This is a genomic window from Streptacidiphilus monticola, assembly GCF_042658505.1.
In the GTDB taxonomy this organism is placed as follows: Bacteria; Actinomycetota; Actinomycetes; order Streptomycetales; family Streptomycetaceae; genus Streptacidiphilus; species Streptacidiphilus monticola.
Map to the genome: position 1 here is coordinate 1 of NZ_JBHSQJ010000002.1, position 19,570 is coordinate 19,570.

The window sequence follows — 19,570 nt, forward strand, 5'->3', positions numbered from 1 at the left end:
CCGCTGCCCGGCAACGCGTTCAAGGTCGTACTGGCCCGCAATCTGGTCGCGCGCACCCTGACGGAGCTGACCCCGTCCCCCGGAGCCCCCTCCCATGGAGCCGAGCGATGACCCGCGAACCCGTACTCGGCACGCCCGTTCCCCGCCTTGAAGCCGAGACCAAGACCCACGGCACCGCCCGCTACGCGGGCGACGTGCTGCCCGAGCACCTGGCCTTCGCCTGGCCGGTCCCGGCCACCGTCGCCCTCGGCCGCGTGGCCGGCATCGACGCCGACGACGCCGCCCGGGCACCCGGCGTCCTCGCCGTCCTCACCCACGAGAACGCCCCGCGGCTGCACCCGGGCGAGGACGGCACGCTCGACGTGCTGCAGTCCCCCGCCGTCCCGCACCGCGGCTGGCCCGCCGCGCTCGTCGTGGCCGACACCCTCGACAACGCCAGGGAGGCGGCCGCGCTGCTGCGGGTGCGCTACGAACCGGAGACCGCCGAACTGCTGACGGGCCCTCAGGATCCGCGGGCCTACCGCCCGGAGCAGGCCAACGGCGGGCACGAGGCGGACCTCGACACGGGCGACTTCGCCGAAGCCTTCGCCGCCGCGCCGGTGCGGCTCGATCTCACGTACCGGATCCCGGCCCTGCACAACCACCCCATGGAGCCGCACACCAGCACGGCGCTGTGGCAGGAGAACGGCGACCTCGTGGTCTACGACTCCAACCAGGGCTCCACCACCGTCCGCGACACCCTCGCGGACCTGTTCGGGCTGGAGCCCGGGCAGGTCCGTGTGATCACCCAGCACGTCGGCGGCGGCTTCGGCTCCAAGGGGACGCCCCGCCCGCAGGCGGTGCTCGCGGCCATGGCCGCGAAGGTCGTGGGCCGGCCGGTGCGGCTCGCCCTCCCCCGCGGCCAGATGGCCGCGCTGGTGGGCCACCGGGCCGCCTCCGTGCAGCGCGTCCGGCTCGGCGCGGACCCCGGCGGGCGGCTGCTGGCCCTGGCCCACGACGCCTTCAACTCCACGTCCACCGTGCGGGAGTTCGCCGAACAGTCCGCCGTCCCGGCACGGGTGATGTACGCGGTGGGCAACCTGCGGACCACCCACCGGGTGGCCGCGCTGCCGATCCCCTCCCCGTCCTGGATGCGGGCCCCGGGCGAGTGCCCGGGCATGTTCGCCCTGGAGTCGGCCATGGACGAACTCGCCTGTTCCTGCGGCGTGGACCCGATCGAGCTGCGGGTGCGCAACGAGCCGACGGTCGAACCCGGCTCCGGCCGCCCGTTCGCCGCACGGTCCCTGACGGAGTGTCTGCGCGAGGGCGCCCGCCGCTTCGACTGGGACCGGCGCGAGCCGGCCCCCCGCTCGCGCCGGGAGGGCAGGCTGCTGCTCGGCACCGGGGTGGCGGCCTCCACCTACCCGCTGCTCCTCGTCCCGAGCCGCGCCGAAGTGCAGGCGGTGGCGGGCGGCTTCGAGGTCCGGGTCAACGCCACCGACATCGGGACCGGCGCCCGGACCGTGCTCGCGCAGATCGCCGCGGACGCCCTGGACGTGCCGCTGGAGTCGGTGCGCATCCGCATCGGCGACAGCGCGCTCCCACCCGCTCCCGTCGCGGGCGGCTCGGCCGGGACGAACGCCTGGGGCTGGGCGGTCCACGACGCCGCCCGCGCGCTGCGGCGCCAACTCGCCGACGGCGGACCGGACCTGGCCGCCGCTGACACCGGTGCGGCCGTGGCGGACGCCCCCGACCTCGCCCGCCACGCCTTCGGCGCGCAGTTCGCCGAAGTCGCCGTCGACCGCGACACGGGCGAGGTCCGGCTGCGCCGCCTGCTCGGCGTCTTCGCGGTCGGCCGGGTGCTCAACCCGCGCACCGCCCGCTCCCAACTGGCCGGCGGTATGGCGATGGGCGCATCCATGGCGCTGATGGAGGGATCGCCGCTCGACGCCGCGTTCGGCGACTTCACCGCCCGGGACCTGGCCGCCTACCACGTCGCGGGCTACGCCGACCTGCCCCGGATGGAGGTCGCCTGGCTGGACGAGACGGAGCCGCACGCCACCCCCATGGGATCGAAGGGCATCGGCGAGATCGGCATCGTCGGCACCGCCGCGGCGGTCGCCAACGCGGTGCACCACGCCACCGGGGTCCGGGTCAGGGACCTGCCCCTGCATGTGGAGCGGCTGCTCCAGCCCTGGCACAGCGAGGACCCGCGCTAGTGCGGGGTCCGGACAGGTCCACCGGGTTGCGGCGCCCGGGACGGCACTCTCCCAGCCTACGGCCGGGGTGCCCCCACGCCGCGTGGTCGGGCGCGCCCAAGTGCATCCAGTACGAGGGCGACCCTCCCCTCTGCGATCGTCCCCCAGCCCTCGGCCGGGGTGCCCCCACCACCGGACACCGCAACCCGGCGAACCTGTCCGGACACGGCACCAGGGCCTGGCCGGGCTGACGGCACGTCAGCAGGCGGGGGCCAGCGGGGCGTGGTGCTCGCGGACGCGCCGCTCCAGGGCGGCGACGACCGCCGCCTCCTGGCCCGGAGCCGGCTCCGCCCCCGCCGCGTCCCGCAGTTCGGCGGCGTTCATCAGCACCCACCGGCCCGACGCGGTGATGCCCGTCGCCAGCAGCCGCCGGGTGCGCGCACCCTCCTCCCCGTCGCACAGCCACCACAGCCGGCCGACCGGGACGGCGGGTTCGCGCTCGCGCAGCAGGGTCCGCTCGCGGAACCAGCGGCGCTCGGTCTCGAAGGCGACGCGCTTGACCGAGCCAGGCATCCCCGCCGCCCCCAGTGCGTCCAGCAGTTCGCCCAGACGGGCCAGCAGCGCGCGCCAGGCGGCGAGGCGCGCGCCGAGGCAGGGTTCGCACAGGTCTCGGTAGTAGCCGGTGACCCGGCCGTCATCCTCGTCCCGGCGGTAGGCCTGGTGCGAGGCGCAGCAGTCCCGCCCGCAGTCGGTGCAGCGGGCCGTGGCGGGCAGGCCGCAGCGGCGGTCCGCGAGCGGCAGTTCGCAATCGGCACCCATGGCCGGATTCTGCTCCCGGGCACCGCCGGAGCGCGGCCGTCCCGGCGGCATGTCACCCGTTCCGATGAACGGATCATCCCCTCGGCCGCCCGGCAGCTGGTTGCTCCGCCGGAGCCCGCCGCGCCCCCGCCCGCCCGGTCCCCCGCCGCGAGCCGGACAGCAGAACCGGCCGATCACGGCATTAGCGTGGGACCGGACAGATCACGCCGTCGAGAGGCACCCAGGTGGTCCCGAAGCACCTCAAGCACGTCGCCGTCGTGACGACGGGCGGCATCCTGCTGGTGGCCGGCATCGCGCTGCTGGTCCTGCCCGGGCCGGGAATGCTGCTGGTGCTGGCGGGGCTCGTCGTACTGTCCAACTCCTTCCCGCGGCTGGAACGCCATGTCGAGCCGGTCCGGCGGCTGGCCCTCCAGGGCATGCGCGAGAGCGTCTCCTCCCCGCTGCGGATCGCGGGCTCGGTGCTGGCAGGCCTCGCGCTCATCGCCGCCGGGATCGTCTGGGGCCTGGTCCCGACGCTGCCGTTCTCCGGCTGGCCCACCGGGTCCGGGCTGATCCTGTCCGGCCTGATCCTGCTCGGCCTGCTCGGCTACAGCTACCGCAACGTGACCCGCGAGCGCGCCGCACAGAGCGCCTGACGGCCCGTCAGCCGGCCCGGCGGCGACGCCGGGTGAGCGCAGCAGCAGCGCACCGCCGCCGGCCGCCACCCGCCCGGCCGCCCCGGCCGTCCGGTTCCCCGTTCGGAGGCGGCACGCGGACACACCGGGCGCGGACCGCTCAGCGTGCCGGGATCAGCCGCGGCAGCAGCTCCGCCAGTCCCCGCACGCTCCGGCAGACGTGCATCGGCACCACGCCGGCGTAGTCGAGCGCGGCCGAGTCGCCCGTCCCCCAACGGTCCTCCGGCTCCGGATTGAGCCAGCAGACGCGGTGGGCGCGAGCCGCGATCCGGTGCAGGGCGGCCATGCCCGGGTCGAAGCCGTTGGTCCGGGCGTCGCCCAGCACCAGCACCGTGGTCCTCGGCCCGACCGCGTCGAGGTACCGTTCGGCGAACTCGCCCAGGGCCGACCCGTAGTCACTGCTGCCGTGGTGGCCGCCGACCCTGGCCTCGGCCACGATTCGGCGGGTGAGCCCGGCGGGGTCGGGCGTGTCCGCCACCAGCCGGGTGACCTCGTCGGCGCGGTTGACGAAGGCGAACACGCGCAGCCGGCTGAACTGGTCGTCCATCGCCTTGGCCAGCGCCATGGTGAAGCCCGCGAAGCCCGCCACCGACCCGGACACGTCGCACAGCAGCACCAGGTCCGGGCGGACCGGGCTGCGCCGCCGGTAGGCGGGCTTCACCGGGACGCCCCCCGTGGCGAGCGAGCGGCGGAGCGTGCGGCGGATGTCCACGGTGCCGCCGGCCGCCCGGCGGCGGCGCCGCGCCAGCCGGGTCGCCAAGCGCCGCGCCAGCGCGGGCAGCAGGCGGCGCAGTTCCTCCTGCTGGGCGGCCCCGGCCAGGGTCAGGTCCAGCCGGTCGACCGGGGTGGGCAGGGCGCGGGCGGCCACCAGCTCCGGGCCGCGCAGCTCCGCCACCCGGCGCCGGGCCTCGGCGTCGATCTGCGCCCGGAAAGCGGCGATGCGCCGCCGGACCTCGTCGGCGTTGAGCCGGTCCGCGTACCCGGCCCCCGCGCGGGCGTCGCGGACCCGGGCGAGCAGCGTCTCCGGCTGAAGCCGGGACAGGGTCTGGTGCGCCGACCAGCCGCCGCCCCCGGCCGGTCCCGCCGACCCGTATCGGCCCAGCAGCGCCACCGCCTCACCCGCGAGCTGGGTGAGCTCGGCCCGGTCGTCGGCGGCCAGGGCCTCGGCGAGCCGTTCCCGCAGTCGCTCGGTCGTGGCCGGTTCCGGGCCGCGCTGCCGGGTCTGCTCCAACTCGCCCACGCCGAGCGGGAAGTAGAGGTCGAAGGTGGCGTCGAAGAGCGCCCGCTGGTGCTCGGCCCGCAGCAGCGCGGCGGCCAGCCCGGCGCGCGCCTGCTCCCGGTCGGCGAGCCCGAGCGCCTCGAGCACGGCGGCGGCGTCCACCGTCTCGCTGGGCCCGATGCGCAGCCCCTGCCCGCGGAGGCTGCCGACGAAGGCGGTGAGGCGGGCGGGGAGGTCGTTCACGCCGGGGCCAGCCGGTGGAGGGCGGCCCGGATGTCCTCCTGGTGCTTGAGGAGCACGCCCAGACTCTCGCGGACCACCCCGTTGTCGAGGCTGTCCGCGCCGAGAGCGAGCAGAGTGCGGGCCCAGTCCACCGTCTCGGCCACCGAGGGCGGCTTGCGCAGGCCCATCGTGCGCAGCGAGTTCACCACCCGCACCAGCGACCCGGCCAGCACGGCGTCGATCCCCGGCACCTGAAGCCGGACGATGGACTGCTCCAACTCCGGCTCGGGGAAGTCGAGATGCAGGAAGAGGCAGCGCCGCCGCAGCGCCTCCGAGAGCTCGCGCACGGCGTTGGACGTCAGCACGGTGAACGGCCGCCGCCGGGCACGCACGGTGCCCAGCTCCGGGACGGTGACCTGGAAGTCGCTGAGCACCTCCAGCAACAGCCCCTCCATCTCGACGTCGGCCTTGTCGATCTCGTCGATGAGCAGCACCGTGGGCCGCTCGGCGCGGATGGCCGCGAGCAGGGGGCGGGCCAGCAGGAACTCCTCGGTGAAGATGTCCTCGCGGGTGTCCTCCCACTGCTGGCCGCGCCCGGCGGTGATCCGCAGCAGCTGCTTGGCGTGGTTCCACTCGTAGAGCGCGCGGGCCTCGTCGATGCCCTCGTAGCACTGGAGCCGGACGAGGTCCGCGTCCGCGAGCCGGGCGACGGCCTTGGCCAGCTCGGTCTTGCCGACCCCGGCCGGTCCCTCCACGAGCAGCGGCTTGCCGAGCCGATCCGCGAGGAACACGGTCGTGGCCACGGCCGTCCCCGCCAGGTACCCGACCTCGGCCAGCCGCGCGGCCGCCTCCGCGGGCGACCCGAACTGCCCGCCACCCTGTCCGTCGCCGCCCAGCATCCGCCACCCCACTGCCCTACTTACCGGTAACAAGCCGTCAGCTTCCCACGCGGGCGCAGCGAACGCCAGAGCCCCGGCCGACCGCCCCGCGCATCCAGGACACGGCAACGACGGTCGGCCGCCGTACCCGGCGCTCACGCCCCCACCGGCCGGCGGCAGCGGCGAACGACGGACCCAGTCGCCTGAGGCGCCCACACCCTCGACAGCCCTGAGGGCAGCGACAGCCGCCGAACGCCTGCGGCGTCGGCACGAGGCGACGAACACCAGGGCTCCGGTGGTCGCACGCGCCGCCCGGCAGCCGCCTGCGTTCCGGGCGACGGCCGGGGGCCGACACCGGCGACCCGCAGGTGCACCTGACCCCGTATCGGAGCCGCCCGCGCCCGCCGACCGTCTCCGCCCCCGCCGCACCGCACAGGGACCGAACTCCCGTCCGCTCCAAAGGCGTTCACCTCCTCCGCGTCGGGGCCGCGAGCAAGGTCAGCGCAGCCGCGAGCAGAAGGAGGCCTGCCCAGGACGCCAGCGGCAGCCGCTCACCCAGCCGGTGAAGCTGACCCCGTGTCGGAGCCGCCCGCGCCCGCCGACCGTCTCCGCCCACGCCGCACCGCACAGGGACCGAACACCCGTCCACCCCAAAGGCGTTCACCTCCTCCGCGCCGGGGCCGCGAGCAAGGTCAGCGCAGCCGCGAGCAGAAGGAGGCCTGCCCAGGATGCCAGCGGCAGCCGCTCGCCGAGGACGGCCAGCCCGAGCAGCGTCGCCACCGCCGGTTCCGCGAGGGTGAGCGTGGTGGCCACCTGGGCGTCCACGACTCGCAGTCCCGCGCCGAAGAGCCGGTAAGCGGCGAAGGTCGTCAGCAGCGCGAGGTGGGCGACCACCAGGCCCGCGCGGGGGGTGACCAGTTCGGCCCCGCCGAAGAGCAGCACGGGCGCGGCCAGCGGCACGGCGGCAAGACCGAACATCGCCCCGAGCACCGCCTCCGGCTGCTCGCCTCGCTGCACCAACCGCCCGCCGAGGACGGCGTAACCGGCGTAACCGAAACCGGCGAGCAGCGCGAGGGCCACCCCTGCCACGTCCAACTGAGCGGCTCCGCCCGTCAGTTGTGGCCCCAGCACCAGTCCTGCGCAACCCGCAACCGCGGCGGCCGTCGCCGCCGCCCGGCGCGCGCCGGGACGTTCGCCGCCGCCGAGCCAGGCCAGCAGGCCGGTGAAGACGGGCGCACTGCCGAGCGCCAGCACCGTCGCGACCGCGACGCCGGTCCGGGCGACGGCCGGATAGAAACTCGCGGGATAGACGGCCACCGCCAGCGCCCCCAACACGAGCAGCAGCCGGTCGCGCCCGGTCGAGCGCCACAGCAGGGCAAGCGCGCCCCTGCCGCTGCCGAGCAGCAGCAGGCCGCCGATGGCGGTCCCGGCGCAGCCCACGGCGAGCGGTGAACCACCGGAAGGGGCGAGGGAGGAGACGGTCCCGGTGGTGCCCCAGAGCACCGAAGCCGCGAGGATGCGCGCGATCCCGCCGCCGCGCTGCGAGCGCGCGGGCGCGGCAGGGCGCGCGGGGGTGGAGGAAGTGGAAACCATGGAAGTGGACTCTTTTCGTCGCCTGCGTCGGAGGGGTTCCGGACGCGGCGGGCACACCGCCGATGCCACCGGCCTGCCGCGTCAGCGGCGGTCAGCAGCAGCCGTGCACGCGCCGCTCAGGCGCCGAGGGGTGGCAGAACGACGTGCCAGTAGGTGTCCACGCCCCGATCGTATGCGCGCCGCCCGGCAGGGCTCCCCGGTTTCCGCCATTCGGGACGGCTGGAGCACCCCTCCCGGCGAACCGCGGGTAAGGCGCCCGATCCCGCCGCCTGCGCAGCCCCCGGCCCAAGGCCGGGCACGCCCCCGACGCGCCGCCCAGCACCGGCCCACGGCGTTCCCCGGCCGTTCCCCGGCCGTTCTCCAGCCGAGGGCCGGGAGACCAGCGCGGTCCGGCGGACCCGTGCGAGCCCACTGCATCGACGCCCGACGCGGTCGGATGCCCCCCGAACGGCCGGACCACGGTCACGGCACCCGCTCCGACACCCCGGTGCCGGGTGCGGAGCCGTGGCCGCCGCCTCCACCCCCGCAAGGGTCCTTCGTAGCCCACATAGCGGTCACAGGCTGGCATGGTCAGAACCAGCGGCGAGGCTGGAACGCAGGGGCAGTACCGCCCCGTTCACCCCGTCCAACTGGAAGGTGTCCGCTCATGGCCCATGCCCTGTCCGTCGACGACCCTCTGCCGCATACCGAGGTCGCCGAAGGGCCGCCCGTGACCGCGCCCGACGGGGGCCAGTGGGCCACCGCGCTCGTCGCGGAAGCCGTGGCCGCCCGCCCTGTGGAGGAAGTGGTCCAGCTCCTGGCCCTGCTGCACCCGCACCCGCACAGCACGCCCGACCCTGCCGTCTGCACGATGGTGGCCAGTCGGCCGCCGGGCGACCTCGCGGTCGTCCTGCGCACCCTACGGGCGACGCAGCCAGCCGCCGCCGAGCGGATCCTCCGCGCCGCGGCTACGGCCAAGCCGCTGCCCGAACTGGCCGAGCTGCTCAAGCTGGTGGGCGGCGACCGCACCGAGGCGGACGCCGCGCTGCGCACCGTCGCCACCCAGCGGCCGGTGGACGACGTCGTCCGGCTCGCGGAGCTGCTCCGGACGGCCGCGCCTCCCCTCGAGTCCACCGACCCCGCCGATCCCGCGGAGCCGGTGGCGACCACCGCCCGCCGACGTCGGTCTGACGCGGCGTCAGCCTCCCGTGCGTCCGGCCCGTCCGCGGCCGCCCGGGGGGACCTGCTCGGCTGGTGTGCCTTCGCGCTGCTCGTGCTGGCGCTGGCCGTGCAGGTGCCGCTCCTGGTGGAGCGCTGGACGCACTCGCCCGCCATGAGCGCGACCGCCGCGGTGGGAGCCGGGTTGATCCTGCTCCTCTACGGCTGGCTCGCCCCCCGGGCCGCGCTCTCGCCGGTGCTCGTCGGCATCGTCGGCCTCGCGGTGGTGGCCGGGGACGCGCTGCTGCTGCTCCGCGTCCTGCCGCACACGGTCCAACTCTCCCGCAACGCAACCGTGCTGGCCGTCACCGGCATGGCCGCCGCGCTCGTCGCGCTGCTGCTCGTCTCGGTGCGTCTGCTCACCCCACGCCGGGCCTGAGCCTGGTGTCCGCGTCCGGGGCCCTGGCGTCGCCGGGGCCCCAGGGCGCACTCTGGAACCAGGCCACAGGAGGCGATCACGATGCAGACGCTCGTCGGTTGGCACATCGAGATGGAGTTCCGCGAGGAGGGCGCGAAGACCGCCGCGGTCGCACTGGTCCGGCTGCCGGACGGGACGGAGCTGCGTTCCCAAGGTTACACGAGCAAGCACCCGAACGACCCCGACCTGCCCCGCGTCGGCGAGGAACTGGCCGCGGCCCGGGCGCTGAACGACCTCGCGGGTCAGCTGCTGGCCAAGGCCCGCGGTGAACTGCAGGAGGAAACGCACATCCCCAACTACCCGCTGATGTGAGCCCCGTCGGGCTCGGCCGCGGCACCGGGCTCGGCAGCGCTCCTGGGCACGTCCGGGTCGTGGAACCACGAGGCGTCGAACAGGCGCTGCACCACCATCAGCACCAGGCCGAGCACCAGCGAGCCGACCCCGATGACGCTCACCCCGCCGACCCGGCCGACCACGGGCAGGTCCACCGAGGTGAAGCCGTAGGCCGGGTCGGCGTACACGTCGAAGGCGGCGTAGCAGAAGAAGTACAGCAGCATCAGGCCGCCGATCCCCGGCAGCAGCCCCTTGGACAGGAAGTCACGGACGCTGCGCCGCAGCTGACGCCGGAAGTACCAGACGCAGGCGAAGCCGGTCAGCCCGTAGTAGAAGGCGATGCCCAGCCCGACCGAGGCGATCGAGTCGGAGAGCACGTTGCCGCTGATCCGGGTGAGCAGCACGTAGAAGGCGATCGACGCCAGTCCCATCGCGACGGTGGACCAGGTGGGCGTACGGAACCGCCGGTGCACCCGCGCGAACTGGGCCGGGAGCGCCCGGTGCACGGCCATCGAGAAGCTGGTGCGCGCGGTCGGCAGGATGGTCGTCTGCGTGGACGCGGCGGCCGAGGTGAGCACCATGAGGATCAGCAGCTTGGACAGGAACCAGCCCACGCCGCTGGTGCCGAAGGCCGCGCTCCCCAGTCCTGACAGAACGTCACCCGAGTTGTCCGGGTTGGCCAGTCCGAGCCCCTTGTCGCCCGGCCCGGCGAAGGAGAGCGCCGAGGTGGACACCAGCGCGTAGATCAGCAGCAGCAGGACGGTGGACAGCACCGCCGCCCGGCCCGGCGTCCGCTCCTTGTCGCGGGTCTCCTCGTTGACCGAGACGGCCGTGTCCCAGCCCCAGTAGATGAAGATGGCCGACAGCATGCCCGCGGTGAACGCGCTGGTGGACGAGACCGCGAACGGGTTGAACCAGGACGCCGCGACGTGCACCGAGCCCGCCGGCGGATGGCTGCCGTACGCCTTGACCAGCGCCGTCACCGAGAAGACCGCCAGCATGAGGATCTCGACGCAGAGCAGCCAGCGCTGCAGGGCGGCGGAGACCTCGATGCCGACGTAGCAGATGAGCGTCATGATGACGATCCACACCACGCCCGCCACCGTGGTCCACAGCGCGCTGGCGGCGAGACTGCTGCTGCCGACCAGTTGGAAGCCGTAGGACCCGGCGATCTGCGCCAGGTTGGCCATGACGATGATGTCGGCGACGATGATCCCCCAGCCGCCCATCCACCCGGTGCGCGGGCCGAACGCGCGGGCGGCCCAGGTGAACGTGGTGCCGCAGTCGGCGTCGACGGCGTTCAACTCCTTGTAGGCGACGGCGATCAGCAGCATCGGCACGAAGCCGAGGATCGTGATGATCGGCGCCTGCAGCCCGACCCCGGCGACGATGATGCCGAGCGTGGCGGCGAGGCTGTAGGCCGGCGCGGTGGACGCGAGGCCGATGGCCACCGACGAGACGAGACCGAGCGCGTTGTCCTTGAGCCCCTTCTCCCCGGGGCCGGTACCCAGGGGTTCGGCGGGGAGCAGCGTGGGTTCGGCGGGTGTACCGGACATGACGGCCTCCCGGATGCGGGTGGTGGCTCCCATCCTCCTCCCGCTCCTCCCGGCGTGCCCTGCGCGGCGCGCCGGGGGACGATCGCAGCAGTCCACCGGCCCTTTCCGAGAGGAACCACCATGTCGGACCACAGCTACCGGGTGATCGAGGTCGTCGGCACCAGCTCCGAGTCCATCCACCAGGCCGTCCGCAACGGCATCGCCCGCGCCGCGGCCACCACCCGGAACCTGGACTGGTTCCAGGTCACCGAGATCCGCGGCGCGCTCGCCGACGGCGAGGTGGACCACTTCCAGGTCGGCCTCAAGCTCGGCTTCCGCCTCGAGGAGCCCAAGTAGCCGACGCCGCAAGGGCGGGGCCGCCCGGCTACTCGGCCTGCTCCAGGCGCTCGGCGGCCTCGTCCTCGAAGTCGAAGTGGTCCAGCGGTACGTCGTAGCGGTCCCCGAGCACCACGAGGTCGTGCACGCCGTGGACGACGACGGCCCGGCCGACGGGCCGGTCCTCGACGTCGTACGCCTGGGCCACGATCTGCTCGGACTTCTCAGGGTTCACCCGGACCGCGACGCGGGCCACTTCCTTCCCGGTCTTCATGATCCAAGCATGACGCTGCGCGGCCCCGCGTGCACGCCCAGGTACCACCGTGCGTGTCCCGCCTGTGGTCCACGCGGGTGGACCTGGCCCTCGCGCGCACGCCAGTTCGGTATGTCCCTGACGAATCCGGTTACACCTGAGACACCCCTGCCCTTCCCACCGAACAGAATGCAGAGAGGTGTTTTCCGGAATGCTGAAGAAGACGCTCGCTACGGCCGGCCTCGCCGCGGTTCTCGGTGTCGGCGCCCTGTCCACCCCCGCGTTCGCGGACACCGCCGGCAGCTCGTACGACCAGGACAGCCACATCGTGGTGACCACCTCGGGCCCGCACCCGGCCCAGGTCGTGGTCGATTCCTGCGTGCACGACAAGGCCGTGGCCCACAGTGGCGACGACTCGGACAACTTCGCCTGGGCCGCCCACCACGGCGTCGAGAACATCACCGTCAACGGCTGAGCGCCGGACTGGCGGCGACCGCCCCCGGGCCCTTGGCCCGGGGGCGGTCGCGCGTGAGGATGGAGACGTGTTCTTCCACGACCGCCGCGAGGCGGGCCGGGCACTGGCCGCACAGCTGGAACACCTGCGCGGGCCGGACCTCCTCGTCCTCGGGCTGCCGCGCGGCGGCGTCCCGGTCGCCGCGGAGGTGGCCGCCGCACTGGAGGCCCCGCTGGACGTGCTGCTGGTCCGCAAGCTGGGCGTGCCCGGCCATCGCGAGCTCGCGATGGGCGCGATCGGCGAGGGCGGGGTGCGGGTGCTGAACGACTCCGTGCTGCGGCAGGCGGAGGTGTCCCCCGCGCGGCTGGAGACGGTGGCCCGCGAGGAACAGGCGGTGCTGGACGAACGCGCCCACCGCTACCGGGGCTCACGCCCGGCGCCCGATCTGCGGGGCCGCACCGTCGTCATCGTCGACGACGGCATCGCCACCGGCGCGACGGCGCGGGCCGCCTGCGCGGTCGCCCGCGGGGCGGGCGCGGCCCGCGTCGTCCTGGCCGCCCCGGTGGCCCCTCCGGGGTGGACCCGCCCCTTCTCCGGTCTCGCCGACGAGACGCTCGCCCTGGACACCCCACCGGACTTCATGGGCGTCGGCCAGTTCTACGAGGTCTTCGACCAGACCTCCGACCAGGAGGTCCTCGCCTGCCTCAGCGCCCCGTAAGGCGGCGCAGCCGCGCAATGCGGCGCAGCCGCCAGGGGGCGCGAGGAACTGCGCGACCAGCCCACCACTCGCGGAGGTCCGTCCCGCAGATGGGGTCGGACCTCCCCGGGTGGTGTGTTGCTCGCGCAGTTCCTCGCGCCCCTTGTCGGGCCTAGAGGTCGTCCTCCGCGTAGCCGGCCTCGGGGTCGTCGACGATGTGCATCGCCGCCTCCTCCGCCGAGGCGCCGCCCCCGCTGATGCCGACGTCCGACGCCCACAGGTCGCCGTCCTCGCCTTCCGGCAGGGGCAGCGCGGGATCGTGGCTCACCAGACGTCCGCTGCGCCGGTCCCCCGACTCGGGATCCAGGGGCTCGCCGTCCGTGGGGCAGTCGCCCACCCCGTCCCAGCCGTCCTCGCTCACGTCGGGCACCTCGTGCGCGAGCAGTTGGTCCAGCGACTCCCCCTGCCGCTGCTCCGCCGCGGTGATGCCGTAGCTCTCGACCGCCAGCGGGCGGTCCGGGGGGATCCAGCCCTCGTCCAACTGGGTGCGCAGGCCCCGGTCGACCAGCGTGTCCTCCCGCTCCAGGATGCCCTCGTCGTCCTGCACCTCGGAGCCGTCCGGCTGGTAGACCTGATCGCCCATCAACGATTCGTCCGACATGTTCCCACGCTAAGGGCCCAAGCCCGGGATTGCCCGCTCTGTCCGCACAGACGCGTCCGCAACTGCGCCGTTCCCCCTGAGGAGCCGTCAGAACTCATAGGGTGGGCGGTATGCGCATCGCCGTCTTCGGTACCGGCATCGTGGGCCGGACCCTCGCCGCCAAGCTCGACTCCCTCGGCCACGACGTCACCGTCGGCACCCGCGATCCGCAGGCGACGCTCGCCCGCGGGGGCGAGGACGCGTACGGCCCCTGGCAGCGGGCCCACCCCGCGATCGGGCTCGCGCCCTTCGCGGACGCCGCCGCCGGCGCGGACCTCGTCGTCAACGCCACCAGCGGCGCGGGCGCGCTCGCCGCGCTGGGGGCGGCCGACCTGGCCGGCCGGATCGTCCTCGACGTGGCCAACCCGCTCGACTTCTCCCACGGCTTCCCGCCGCGGCTCGACCCGGTCAACGACGACAGCCTCGGCGAGCGGATCCAGCGCGCCCACCCGGACGCCCGCGTGGTCAAGGCGCTCAACACGGTGAACTGTGCGGTGATGGTGGACCCTTCGCGGGTGCCGGGTCGCCACGACCTGTTCGTCGCCGGCAACGACGCGGAGGCCAAGCAGACCGTCGTCGCCCTGCTGGGGACCCTCGGCTGGCCCGCCGACTCCGTCCGCGACCTCGGCGACATCACCGGGGCCCGTGCCACCGAGATGTACCTGCCGCTGTGGCTGCGCCTGATGAGCACGTTCGGCACCGCCGACTTCAACATCCGCGTGACGGGGCTCTGATGCGCGAGACGGCCGCCGAACTCCAGGAGCTCCAGGAGCTGCTGGACCGCTCCCTGGCCGGCTCGACCGGGCACCTGCGCTCCATCATCAGCCCGGCCCGGACGCTGACCGCCCGTCAACTCACCCGGGTGCTGGAGGGGATGTGCACGCTGACCCTCGCCACCGTCACCGCCTCCGGCGAGCCGCGGGTCAGCGGGGTGGACGGCCACTTCCTGCACGGCGCCTGGATCTTCGGCACCGCCCGCACCGCCGCCAAGGCGCGGCACCTGGCCGCGCGCCCCGCCGCCAGCGCCTCGCACCTGCGCGGCGAGGCGCTCGGCGTCTTCGTCCACGGCCGGGCGGAGGAGCTCAACCCGCTCACCGGGCCCGTGGACCCGGCCTGGCCGGAGACCCTCGCCCACCTTCAGGCCCACTACGGCGCGGACCTCTTCGACTGGGAGCGGGAGGTGGTGTACTACCGCCTCCGCCCCCACTGGATGACCGTCTTCGCCCCGGACGCGGACGCCCTGCTCCCCCCGGCAGGGGCCTGACAGGCCCGGCCGGCCCTAGTTCTTCCGGGCGAGCCCGCCGTACATGTGGACGTGCTCGTCCGGGTAGGAGCGGGCCTTGTCGTCCGGGTGCCAGCGGTGCACCAGGACGACGCCGGGGTCGAGGATCTCCATGCCGCGGAAGAGCAGTTCGACGTCCTTGCGGTTGCGGATGCGCTCCGGGATGCCCCGGGCCGCGTAGGCGGCGATGCCTGCCTCGACCTCCTCCCGGTTGCTGTCCGCGGTGACGGTGGACAGCGCGAGGAAGCTGCCCGAGGGCAGCGCGTCCATCAGCCCGTCGATGATGGAGTACGCCAGGTCCTCGTCCGTGACGAACTGCAGCACCGCGATCAGGCTCAGTGCGACCGGCCGGCTGAGGTCCAGCGTCCGGTGCAGTTCCGGCGAGGACAGGATCTGCTGCGGGTCGCGCAGGTCCGCGTCCAGATAGGTGGTCCGCCCCTCGGGGGTGCTGGTCAGCAGCGCCCGGGCGTGGACGAGCACCATGGGGTCGTTGTCGACGTAGACGATCCGCGCGTCCGGGTGCACCGACTGGGCGACCTCGTGCAGGTTGGGCGAGGTGGGCAGGCCTGTGCCGATGTCGAGGAACTGGCGGATGCCGTGCTCGGCGGCCAGCCGGTGGGTGACCCGCTGCATGAAGCTGCGGTTGGCCCGCATCGAACGCGGCAGGTTGGGCCAGACGGCGGCGATGCCGGCCGAGGCCTCCCGGTCGGCGGGGAAGTTGTCCTTCCCGCCGAGCAGGTAGTCGTAGATCCGTGCCGGATGCGGCACGTCCGTCCGCAACTCGATCCTGCGGTCCTGCTCCTCAGCGGCCACCAGCCACCACTCCTCGTGCGCGCCCCCTACCGGTACCGGCCACCCTACCGCCCGCGGGCGCTCCACCTGACGGCCCATCACCATCGGCCGCGGCCAGGGATACCGTGCCAGCATCGGGGACGTGGACCAGGCGGACGCGGACCAGGCGGACGGAGGCGACGAGCAGCGGGCCGCGGACCGGCACCGCTGGCAGGCGCTCGGCGTCTGCCTGGTCGTCGGCTTCATGACATTGCTGGACATCTCCATCGTCAATGTCGCCCTGCCCTCCATCGAGAAGGGCCTGCACGCGTCCTCCGCCGAGCTCTCCTGGGTCATCTCGGGCTACGCGCTGACCTTCGGCCTGGTCCTGGTGCCGGCCGGCCGTTTCGGCGACGCCCGCGGGCGGCGCACGGTCTTCCTGCTCGGGCTGGCCCTGTTCACGCTGGCCTCGGCGGCCTGCGGACTGGCCACCGGTCCGGTGTTCCTGGTGGTCGCCCGGCTGGCGCAGGGACTGGCCGGCGGCCTGCTGACCCCTCAGGTGTCCGGTCTGATCCAGGAGTTGTTCCAGGGCGCGGAACGCGGCCGGGCCTTCGGCCTCTTCGGCACCACCATCGGGATCTCCACCGCCGTCGGCCCGCTGCTGGGCGGCCTGCTGATCGCCGCCTTCGGCGAGCACAGCGGCTGGCGCTGGGTGTTCTTCGTCAACCTGCCCATCGGCGTCGGCGCCTTCGTCGCCGCCGCCCGGCTGCTTCCGGTCCGGCCCCGCGACCGGCGCACACCTGTGCGCGGCAACAGCGACCCGCTCGGCGTGCTGCTGCTGGGCGCCGGGGTGGTGGCCCTGCTGCTGCCGCTGGTGCAGGAACAGCAGTGGCACGGTTCGGCCAAGTGGGCGCTGATCCCGGTCTCGCTGGTGCTGCTGACCTGCTTCGTGCTGTGGGAGCGCCGACAGGGCCGGCGCGGCCGGGCGCCGATCGTGGACCTGCGGCTGTTCCGGCAGCGCAGTTACGCGCTGGGGGCGGTCGTGGCGCTGGTGTACTTCGCCGGGTTCACCGCGATCTTCTTCATCTTCACGCTCTACCTGCAGAACGGGCGCGGCTACTCCGCCCTGGAGGCGGGTGCGGCGGTCACGCCCTTCGCCCTCGGGTCCGCCGTCTCCTCGGCCGTCGGCGGCCGGCTCGTCGCCCGCTACGGACGGCGGCTGATCACCCTGGGCCTGGCCATGGTCGCGGCGGGGCTGGGCTGCTCGGTGCTGGCGGTCCATCAGGTCCCGGGCCACGCCGCCGGGCTGGCCACGGCGCTGCCGCTGCTGCTGGCGGGCTTCGGCTCGGGCTTCGTGATCGCGCCCAACCAGACGGTGGCGCTCAGCGAGGTCCCGGTGCGCTGGGCGGGCTCCGCGGGCGGTGTGCTGCAGACGGGCCAGCGCATCGGCTCGGCCACCGGCATCGCGGCGGTCAGTTCGGTCTTCTTCTCCCGGCTCGCCGCGTCCCATGGGGACTGGGCCCGCGCGTTCGAGGCCGGGGTGCTCACCGCGCTGGCCTTCGTGGTCGCCGCCCTGGTGATCGCCCTGGTGGACCTGCGCACCTGCCGCGCATGAGAGGCTGAGGGGGACCGACACGGCATCAACAGCCAAGGAGCGCACCGCAGATGCAGTACGTGAAGCTCGGCTCGACCGGCCTGGACGTCTCCCGGATCTGCCTGGGCTGCATGAGCTTCGGCGAACCGGACCGGGGCAACCACCAGTGGACGCTGGACGAGGAGGCCAGCCGTCCGCTGATCCGCCGCGCGCTGGAGGCGGGCGTCAACTTCTTCGACACCGCGAACGTGTACTCGCTGGGCAGCAGCGAGGAGATCGTGGGCCGGGCGCTGAAGGACTTCGCTCGCCGGGACGAGGTGGTCATCGCCACCAAGGTGCACGGCACCATGCGCCCGGGCCCGAACGGCGGCGGCCTGTCGCGCAAGGTGATCCTCACCGAGATCGACAACTCGCTGCGCCGCCTGGGCACCGACTACGTGGACCTGTACCAGATCCACCGCTGGGACCCGCACACCCCGATCGAGGAGACCCTTGAGGCGCTGCACGACGTCGTCCGCGCGGGCAAGGCCCGCTACATCGGGGCGAGTTCGATGTTCGCCTGGCAGTTCGCCAAGGCCCAGTACACCGCCGAACGCAACGGCTGGACCCGTTTCGTGTCCATGCAGAACCACTACAACCTGCTCAACCGCGAGGAGGAGCGGGAGATGCTGCCGCTCTGCGCGGACCAGGGCGTCGGCGTCATCCCGTGGAGCCCGCTGGCCCGCGGCCGGCTGACCCGCCCGTGGGACGAGGCCACCGCCCGCACCGAGTCCGACGTCTTCGGCCGCACCCTCTACGTGGACGAGGACCGGGCCATCGTGGACGCCGTCGCGCAGGTGGCGGACGCCCGCGGGGTCTCCCGTGCGCAGGTGGCGCTGGCATGGGTGCTCCAGCGGCCGGGCATCACCGCGCCGATCGTCGGCGCGACGAAGCCGCAGCACCTGGAGGACGCCCTGGCGGCGGTGGACCTCAGCCTCTCCCCCGACGAGGTCGAGCGGCTGCAGAAGTCCTACACCGTCCGCCACGTCGTCGGGTTCTGACCAGCGGCGATTCGCCTCGCCTGCGGCGGCGGCCGGGGTCACGATGGGGTGCATGAGCGCACCGCAGCAGAAGACGCCGCCTCCGCCGCAGGTCTGGCCGACCCTTCGGGCCCGCGACGCCCGGCCGCTGATCCGCTTCCTGGTGGAGGCCTTCGGCTTCGAGGAGACCGTCGTCCACGGCGAGGGCGACCAGGTGCACCATGCCGAGCTCGCCTGGCCCGAGGGCGGCGGCGTGATGCTGGGCTCCGTCCGGGAGGCCCCGGGTCCGCAGCCCCGCGGCTTCGCCGCCTATGTGGTGACCGCGGACCCGGACGCCGTGCACGACCGGGCGATCGACGGCGGGGCCGAGATCATCCAGGGCCTGCACGAGACGGACTACGGCTCCCGCGACTTCGCGGCCCGCGATCCCGAGGGCAACCACTGGTACTTCGGCACCTATCCGGGCGAGCCGCGCTGACGCGCCGTCACCCCACCGCCGTCAGGCGGCCCATTCGGGAAACAGCACCGTCCCGTCCGCCATGGTCGCGGACAGTCCGAGCCGGGTCGTGACCCACAGCTGTGCGGGCTCGGCGAAGGGGTTGTCCAGCGCCAGGGCGCTGCCGGCCGGGGCCACCGCCGCGTCGCCGGCCGCGAGTTCGGCCGCCTCGCCGTCGATGCTCACCCGGAGCCTGCCGGCGAGCACGTAGAACACCTCCTCCTCGCTGATGACATGGGCGGGCGTGGGCGGCGTCAGCGCCGGCACCTCGCCGCGCCAGGCGGCCAGGTCCCGGCTCCCGGTGGCGGTGCGGACGTAGGACGTGAAGCGGACCCCGTGGATCTCGCGCGTCTCGGCCTGCTCGGCCCGGACGAATGGCATGGCAACTCCCCTGAGGATCGTCGAGATGGACAAGCTCGTTGTCCATATAGACAAGCTGCTTGCCGGGTTATAGTCAAGCCATGGACGACGCCCTCGCCTTCTCGGCCCTCGTGCTGGGCCTGTCCGGGCAGCTGGTGCAGGACATCCACGCCCGGGTCACCGCCGCCGGCTTCGACGACCTGCGCCCGGCCCACGGCTTCGCCTTCGCCCGGATCTCCTTCGGCGACGCGACGACGGCCGCGCTCGCCGAGCACCTCGGTGTCACCAAGCAGGCGGCCGCACAGCTCGTGGAGGAGCTGGTCCGCAAGGGCTACGTCGAACGGCTGCCGCACCCCGACGACGCCCGGGCCCGGCTGCTGGCGCTCACCGAGCGCGGCTGGGCCGCCACCCGCGCGGCGGACGAGGCCGCCCGCGCCGCCGTCGCCCCCTGGCGGGACGCCCTGGGCGGCCAGCGCTTCGGCGCGCTCGTCCGAGACCTGTCGGCGCTCGCGCCCCGGGGCCCGGTCCGGCCCAGCTGGTGAG

22 protein-coding genes are annotated in these 19,570 nt (G+C 74.1%); 13 read left to right on the forward strand and 9 right to left on the reverse strand.

The window, feature by feature from the left end; genetic code table 11:
* The first annotated feature begins 107 nt into the window (after positions 1 to 107).
* A complete protein-coding gene (locus tag ACFP3V_RS00405; protein WP_380578368.1) occupies positions 108 to 2,198 on the forward strand; it encodes a xanthine dehydrogenase family protein molybdopterin-binding subunit in 2,091 nt (696 codons plus the stop codon).
* Between the two features lie 237 nt (positions 2,199 to 2,435).
* Here the strand turns inward: ACFP3V_RS00405 and ACFP3V_RS00410 are convergent, their stop codons facing one another.
* A complete protein-coding gene (locus ACFP3V_RS00410; RefSeq protein WP_380578370.1) occupies positions 2,436 to 2,996 on the reverse strand; it encodes a hypothetical protein in 561 nt (186 codons plus the stop codon).
* Between the two features lie 224 nt (positions 2,997 to 3,220).
* On the opposite strand from ACFP3V_RS00410, the gene ACFP3V_RS00415 reads away from it, so the two are divergent.
* Positions 3,221 to 3,631 carry a PGPGW domain-containing protein gene (locus ACFP3V_RS00415; RefSeq protein ID WP_380578372.1) on the forward strand — a complete coding sequence of 137 codons (411 nt, stop codon included), beginning with the start codon at positions 3,221 to 3,223 and terminating at the stop codon, positions 3,629 to 3,631.
* A gap of 139 nt (positions 3,632 to 3,770) precedes the next feature.
* On the opposite strand, the gene ACFP3V_RS00420 is transcribed toward ACFP3V_RS00415, so the two are convergent.
* The 3 genes from ACFP3V_RS00420 to ACFP3V_RS00430 form a co-directional block, all read right to left on the reverse strand.
* Positions 3,771 to 5,132: a VWA domain-containing protein gene (locus ACFP3V_RS00420; RefSeq protein WP_380578375.1), complete on the reverse strand. Its 1,362-nt coding sequence runs from the start codon at positions 5,130 to 5,132 to the stop codon at positions 3,771 to 3,773.
* On the reverse strand, positions 5,129 to 6,010 hold the full coding sequence (locus ACFP3V_RS00425) for an AAA family ATPase (RefSeq protein WP_380578377.1): 882 nt from the start codon (positions 6,008 to 6,010) through the stop codon (positions 5,129 to 5,131). The genes ACFP3V_RS00420 and ACFP3V_RS00425 overlap by 4 nt, the downstream gene beginning before the upstream one ends.
* Before the next feature lie 639 nt (positions 6,011 to 6,649).
* Positions 6,650 to 7,582, reverse strand: a complete 933-nt coding sequence (locus ACFP3V_RS00430) for a DMT family transporter (RefSeq protein WP_380578379.1) — start codon at positions 7,580 to 7,582, stop codon at positions 6,650 to 6,652.
* 646 nt (positions 7,583 to 8,228) lie between these two features.
* Here ACFP3V_RS00430 and ACFP3V_RS00435 point away from each other — a divergent pair.
* Positions 8,229 to 9,158, forward strand: coding sequence for a hypothetical protein (locus ACFP3V_RS00435; protein ID WP_380578381.1), 930 nt, complete (start codon positions 8,229 to 8,231; stop codon positions 9,156 to 9,158).
* A gap of 81 nt (positions 9,159 to 9,239) precedes the next feature.
* Positions 9,240 to 9,509, forward strand: a complete 270-nt coding sequence (locus ACFP3V_RS00440; RefSeq protein WP_380578383.1) for a DUF1876 domain-containing protein — start codon at positions 9,240 to 9,242, stop codon at positions 9,507 to 9,509.
* Here ACFP3V_RS00440 and ACFP3V_RS00445 read toward each other — a convergent pair.
* On the reverse strand, positions 9,494 to 11,119 hold the full coding sequence (locus ACFP3V_RS00445; RefSeq protein WP_380578385.1) for an APC family permease: 1,626 nt from the start codon (positions 11,117 to 11,119) through the stop codon (positions 9,494 to 9,496). The genes ACFP3V_RS00440 and ACFP3V_RS00445 overlap by 16 nt on opposite strands.
* 87 nt (positions 11,120 to 11,206) lie before the next feature.
* Between ACFP3V_RS00445 and ACFP3V_RS00450 the strand changes: the two genes are divergently transcribed.
* The gene (locus ACFP3V_RS00450) at positions 11,207 to 11,422 is read left to right on the forward strand and encodes a dodecin (protein WP_380578387.1); all 216 of its coding nucleotides are present in this window, start codon (positions 11,207 to 11,209) and stop codon (positions 11,420 to 11,422) included.
* A 28-nt stretch (positions 11,423 to 11,450) separates the two neighbouring features.
* Here the strand turns inward: ACFP3V_RS00450 and ACFP3V_RS00455 are convergent, their stop codons facing one another.
* A complete protein-coding gene (locus tag ACFP3V_RS00455) occupies positions 11,451 to 11,675 on the reverse strand; it encodes a hypothetical protein (RefSeq protein WP_380578389.1) in 225 nt (74 codons plus the stop codon).
* Positions 11,676 to 11,865: 190 nt separating this feature from the next.
* Here ACFP3V_RS00455 and ACFP3V_RS00460 point away from each other — a divergent pair, with 190 nt between their 5' ends.
* Complete coding sequence (locus ACFP3V_RS00460; protein WP_380578391.1) at positions 11,866 to 12,129, forward strand: hypothetical protein; 264 nt, start codon at positions 11,866 to 11,868, stop codon at positions 12,127 to 12,129.
* Between the two features lie 67 nt (positions 12,130 to 12,196).
* Entirely contained in the window at positions 12,197 to 12,826 is a 630-nt protein-coding gene (locus tag ACFP3V_RS00465; RefSeq protein WP_380578393.1) for a phosphoribosyltransferase, read from the forward strand.
* Positions 12,827 to 12,977: 151 nt separating this feature from the next.
* Here the strand turns inward: ACFP3V_RS00465 and ACFP3V_RS00470 are convergent, their stop codons facing one another.
* Positions 12,978 to 13,466: a DUF5709 domain-containing protein gene (locus ACFP3V_RS00470; protein ID WP_380578395.1), complete on the reverse strand. Its 489-nt coding sequence runs from the start codon at positions 13,464 to 13,466 to the stop codon at positions 12,978 to 12,980.
* A gap of 110 nt (positions 13,467 to 13,576) precedes the next feature.
* Here ACFP3V_RS00470 and ACFP3V_RS00475 point away from each other — a divergent pair, with 110 nt between their 5' ends.
* Positions 13,577 to 14,239 carry an NADPH-dependent F420 reductase gene (locus ACFP3V_RS00475; protein ID WP_380578397.1) on the forward strand — a complete coding sequence of 221 codons (663 nt, stop codon included), beginning with the start codon at positions 13,577 to 13,579 and terminating at the stop codon, positions 14,237 to 14,239.
* On the forward strand, positions 14,239 to 14,769 hold the full coding sequence (locus ACFP3V_RS00480) for a pyridoxamine 5'-phosphate oxidase family protein (protein ID WP_380578399.1): 531 nt from the start codon (positions 14,239 to 14,241) through the stop codon (positions 14,767 to 14,769). Before ACFP3V_RS00475 ends, ACFP3V_RS00480 begins: the two co-directional genes overlap by 1 nt.
* 15 nt (positions 14,770 to 14,784) lie before the next feature.
* On the opposite strand, the gene ACFP3V_RS00485 is transcribed toward ACFP3V_RS00480, so the two are convergent.
* Positions 14,785 to 15,600: an SAM-dependent methyltransferase gene (locus tag ACFP3V_RS00485; protein ID WP_380578401.1), complete on the reverse strand. Its 816-nt coding sequence runs from the start codon at positions 15,598 to 15,600 to the stop codon at positions 14,785 to 14,787.
* 121 nt (positions 15,601 to 15,721) lie between these two features.
* Here ACFP3V_RS00485 and ACFP3V_RS00490 point away from each other — a divergent pair, with 121 nt between their 5' ends.
* The 3 genes from ACFP3V_RS00490 to ACFP3V_RS00500 are packed head-to-tail and all read left to right on the forward strand — an operon-like array spanning position 15,722 to position 18,649.
* The gene (locus tag ACFP3V_RS00490; protein ID WP_380578403.1) at positions 15,722 to 17,173 is read left to right on the forward strand and encodes an MFS transporter; all 1,452 of its coding nucleotides are present in this window, start codon (positions 15,722 to 15,724) and stop codon (positions 17,171 to 17,173) included.
* A 50-nt stretch (positions 17,174 to 17,223) separates the two neighbouring features.
* Positions 17,224 to 18,192, forward strand: a complete 969-nt coding sequence (locus ACFP3V_RS00495; RefSeq protein ID WP_380578405.1) for an aldo/keto reductase — start codon at positions 17,224 to 17,226, stop codon at positions 18,190 to 18,192.
* A gap of 52 nt (positions 18,193 to 18,244) precedes the next feature.
* Positions 18,245 to 18,649 (forward strand): VOC family protein, encoded by a 405-nt coding sequence (locus ACFP3V_RS00500; RefSeq protein ID WP_380578407.1) that lies wholly within the window; start codon positions 18,245 to 18,247, stop codon positions 18,647 to 18,649.
* A 21-nt stretch (positions 18,650 to 18,670) separates the two neighbouring features.
* Here the strand turns inward: ACFP3V_RS00500 and ACFP3V_RS00505 are convergent, their stop codons facing one another.
* Positions 18,671 to 19,048 carry a cupin domain-containing protein gene (locus ACFP3V_RS00505; RefSeq protein WP_380578409.1) on the reverse strand — a complete coding sequence of 126 codons (378 nt, stop codon included), beginning with the start codon at positions 19,046 to 19,048 and terminating at the stop codon, positions 18,671 to 18,673.
* Positions 19,049 to 19,128: 80 nt separating this feature from the next.
* On the opposite strand from ACFP3V_RS00505, the gene ACFP3V_RS00510 reads away from it, so the two are divergent.
* Complete coding sequence (locus tag ACFP3V_RS00510) at positions 19,129 to 19,569, forward strand: MarR family winged helix-turn-helix transcriptional regulator (RefSeq protein WP_380578411.1); 441 nt, start codon at positions 19,129 to 19,131, stop codon at positions 19,567 to 19,569.
* Position 19,570 lies beyond the last annotated feature (1 nt).

Coding starts and splice junctions, on each gene's coding strand:
- ACFP3V_RS00405 (WP_380578368.1), top strand. CDS start 108: ATGACCCGCGAACCCGTACTCGGCACGCCCGTTCCCCGCCTTGAAGCC.
- ACFP3V_RS00495 (WP_380578405.1), top strand. CDS start 17,224: ATGCAGTACGTGAAGCTCGGCTCGACCGGCCTGGACGTCTCCCGGATC.
- ACFP3V_RS00410 (WP_380578370.1), bottom strand. CDS start 2,996: ATGGGTGCCGATTGCGAACTGCCGCTCGCGGACCGCCGCTGCGGCCTG.
- ACFP3V_RS00500 (WP_380578407.1), top strand. CDS start 18,245: ATGAGCGCACCGCAGCAGAAGACGCCGCCTCCGCCGCAGGTCTGGCCG.
- ACFP3V_RS00455 (WP_380578389.1), bottom strand. CDS start 11,675: ATGAAGACCGGGAAGGAAGTGGCCCGCGTCGCGGTCCGGGTGAACCCT.
- ACFP3V_RS00470 (WP_380578395.1), bottom strand. CDS start 13,466: ATGTCGGACGAATCGTTGATGGGCGATCAGGTCTACCAGCCGGACGGC.
- ACFP3V_RS00445 (WP_380578385.1), bottom strand. CDS start 11,119: ATGGGAGCCACCACCCGCATCCGGGAGGCCGTCATGTCCGGTACACCC.
- ACFP3V_RS00430 (WP_380578379.1), bottom strand. CDS start 7,582: ATGGTTTCCACTTCCTCCACCCCCGCGCGCCCTGCCGCGCCCGCGCGC.
- ACFP3V_RS00450 (WP_380578387.1), top strand. CDS start 11,207: ATGTCGGACCACAGCTACCGGGTGATCGAGGTCGTCGGCACCAGCTCC.
- ACFP3V_RS00480 (WP_380578399.1), top strand. CDS start 14,239: ATGCGCGAGACGGCCGCCGAACTCCAGGAGCTCCAGGAGCTGCTGGAC.
- ACFP3V_RS00435 (WP_380578381.1), top strand. CDS start 8,229: ATGGCCCATGCCCTGTCCGTCGACGACCCTCTGCCGCATACCGAGGTC.
- ACFP3V_RS00440 (WP_380578383.1), top strand. CDS start 9,240: ATGCAGACGCTCGTCGGTTGGCACATCGAGATGGAGTTCCGCGAGGAG.
- ACFP3V_RS00475 (WP_380578397.1), top strand. CDS start 13,577: ATGCGCATCGCCGTCTTCGGTACCGGCATCGTGGGCCGGACCCTCGCC.
- ACFP3V_RS00505 (WP_380578409.1), bottom strand. CDS start 19,048: ATGCCATTCGTCCGGGCCGAGCAGGCCGAGACGCGCGAGATCCACGGG.
- ACFP3V_RS00510 (WP_380578411.1), top strand. CDS start 19,129: ATGGACGACGCCCTCGCCTTCTCGGCCCTCGTGCTGGGCCTGTCCGGG.
- ACFP3V_RS00460 (WP_380578391.1), top strand. CDS start 11,866: ATGCTGAAGAAGACGCTCGCTACGGCCGGCCTCGCCGCGGTTCTCGGT.
- ACFP3V_RS00425 (WP_380578377.1), bottom strand. CDS start 6,010: ATGCTGGGCGGCGACGGACAGGGTGGCGGGCAGTTCGGGTCGCCCGCG.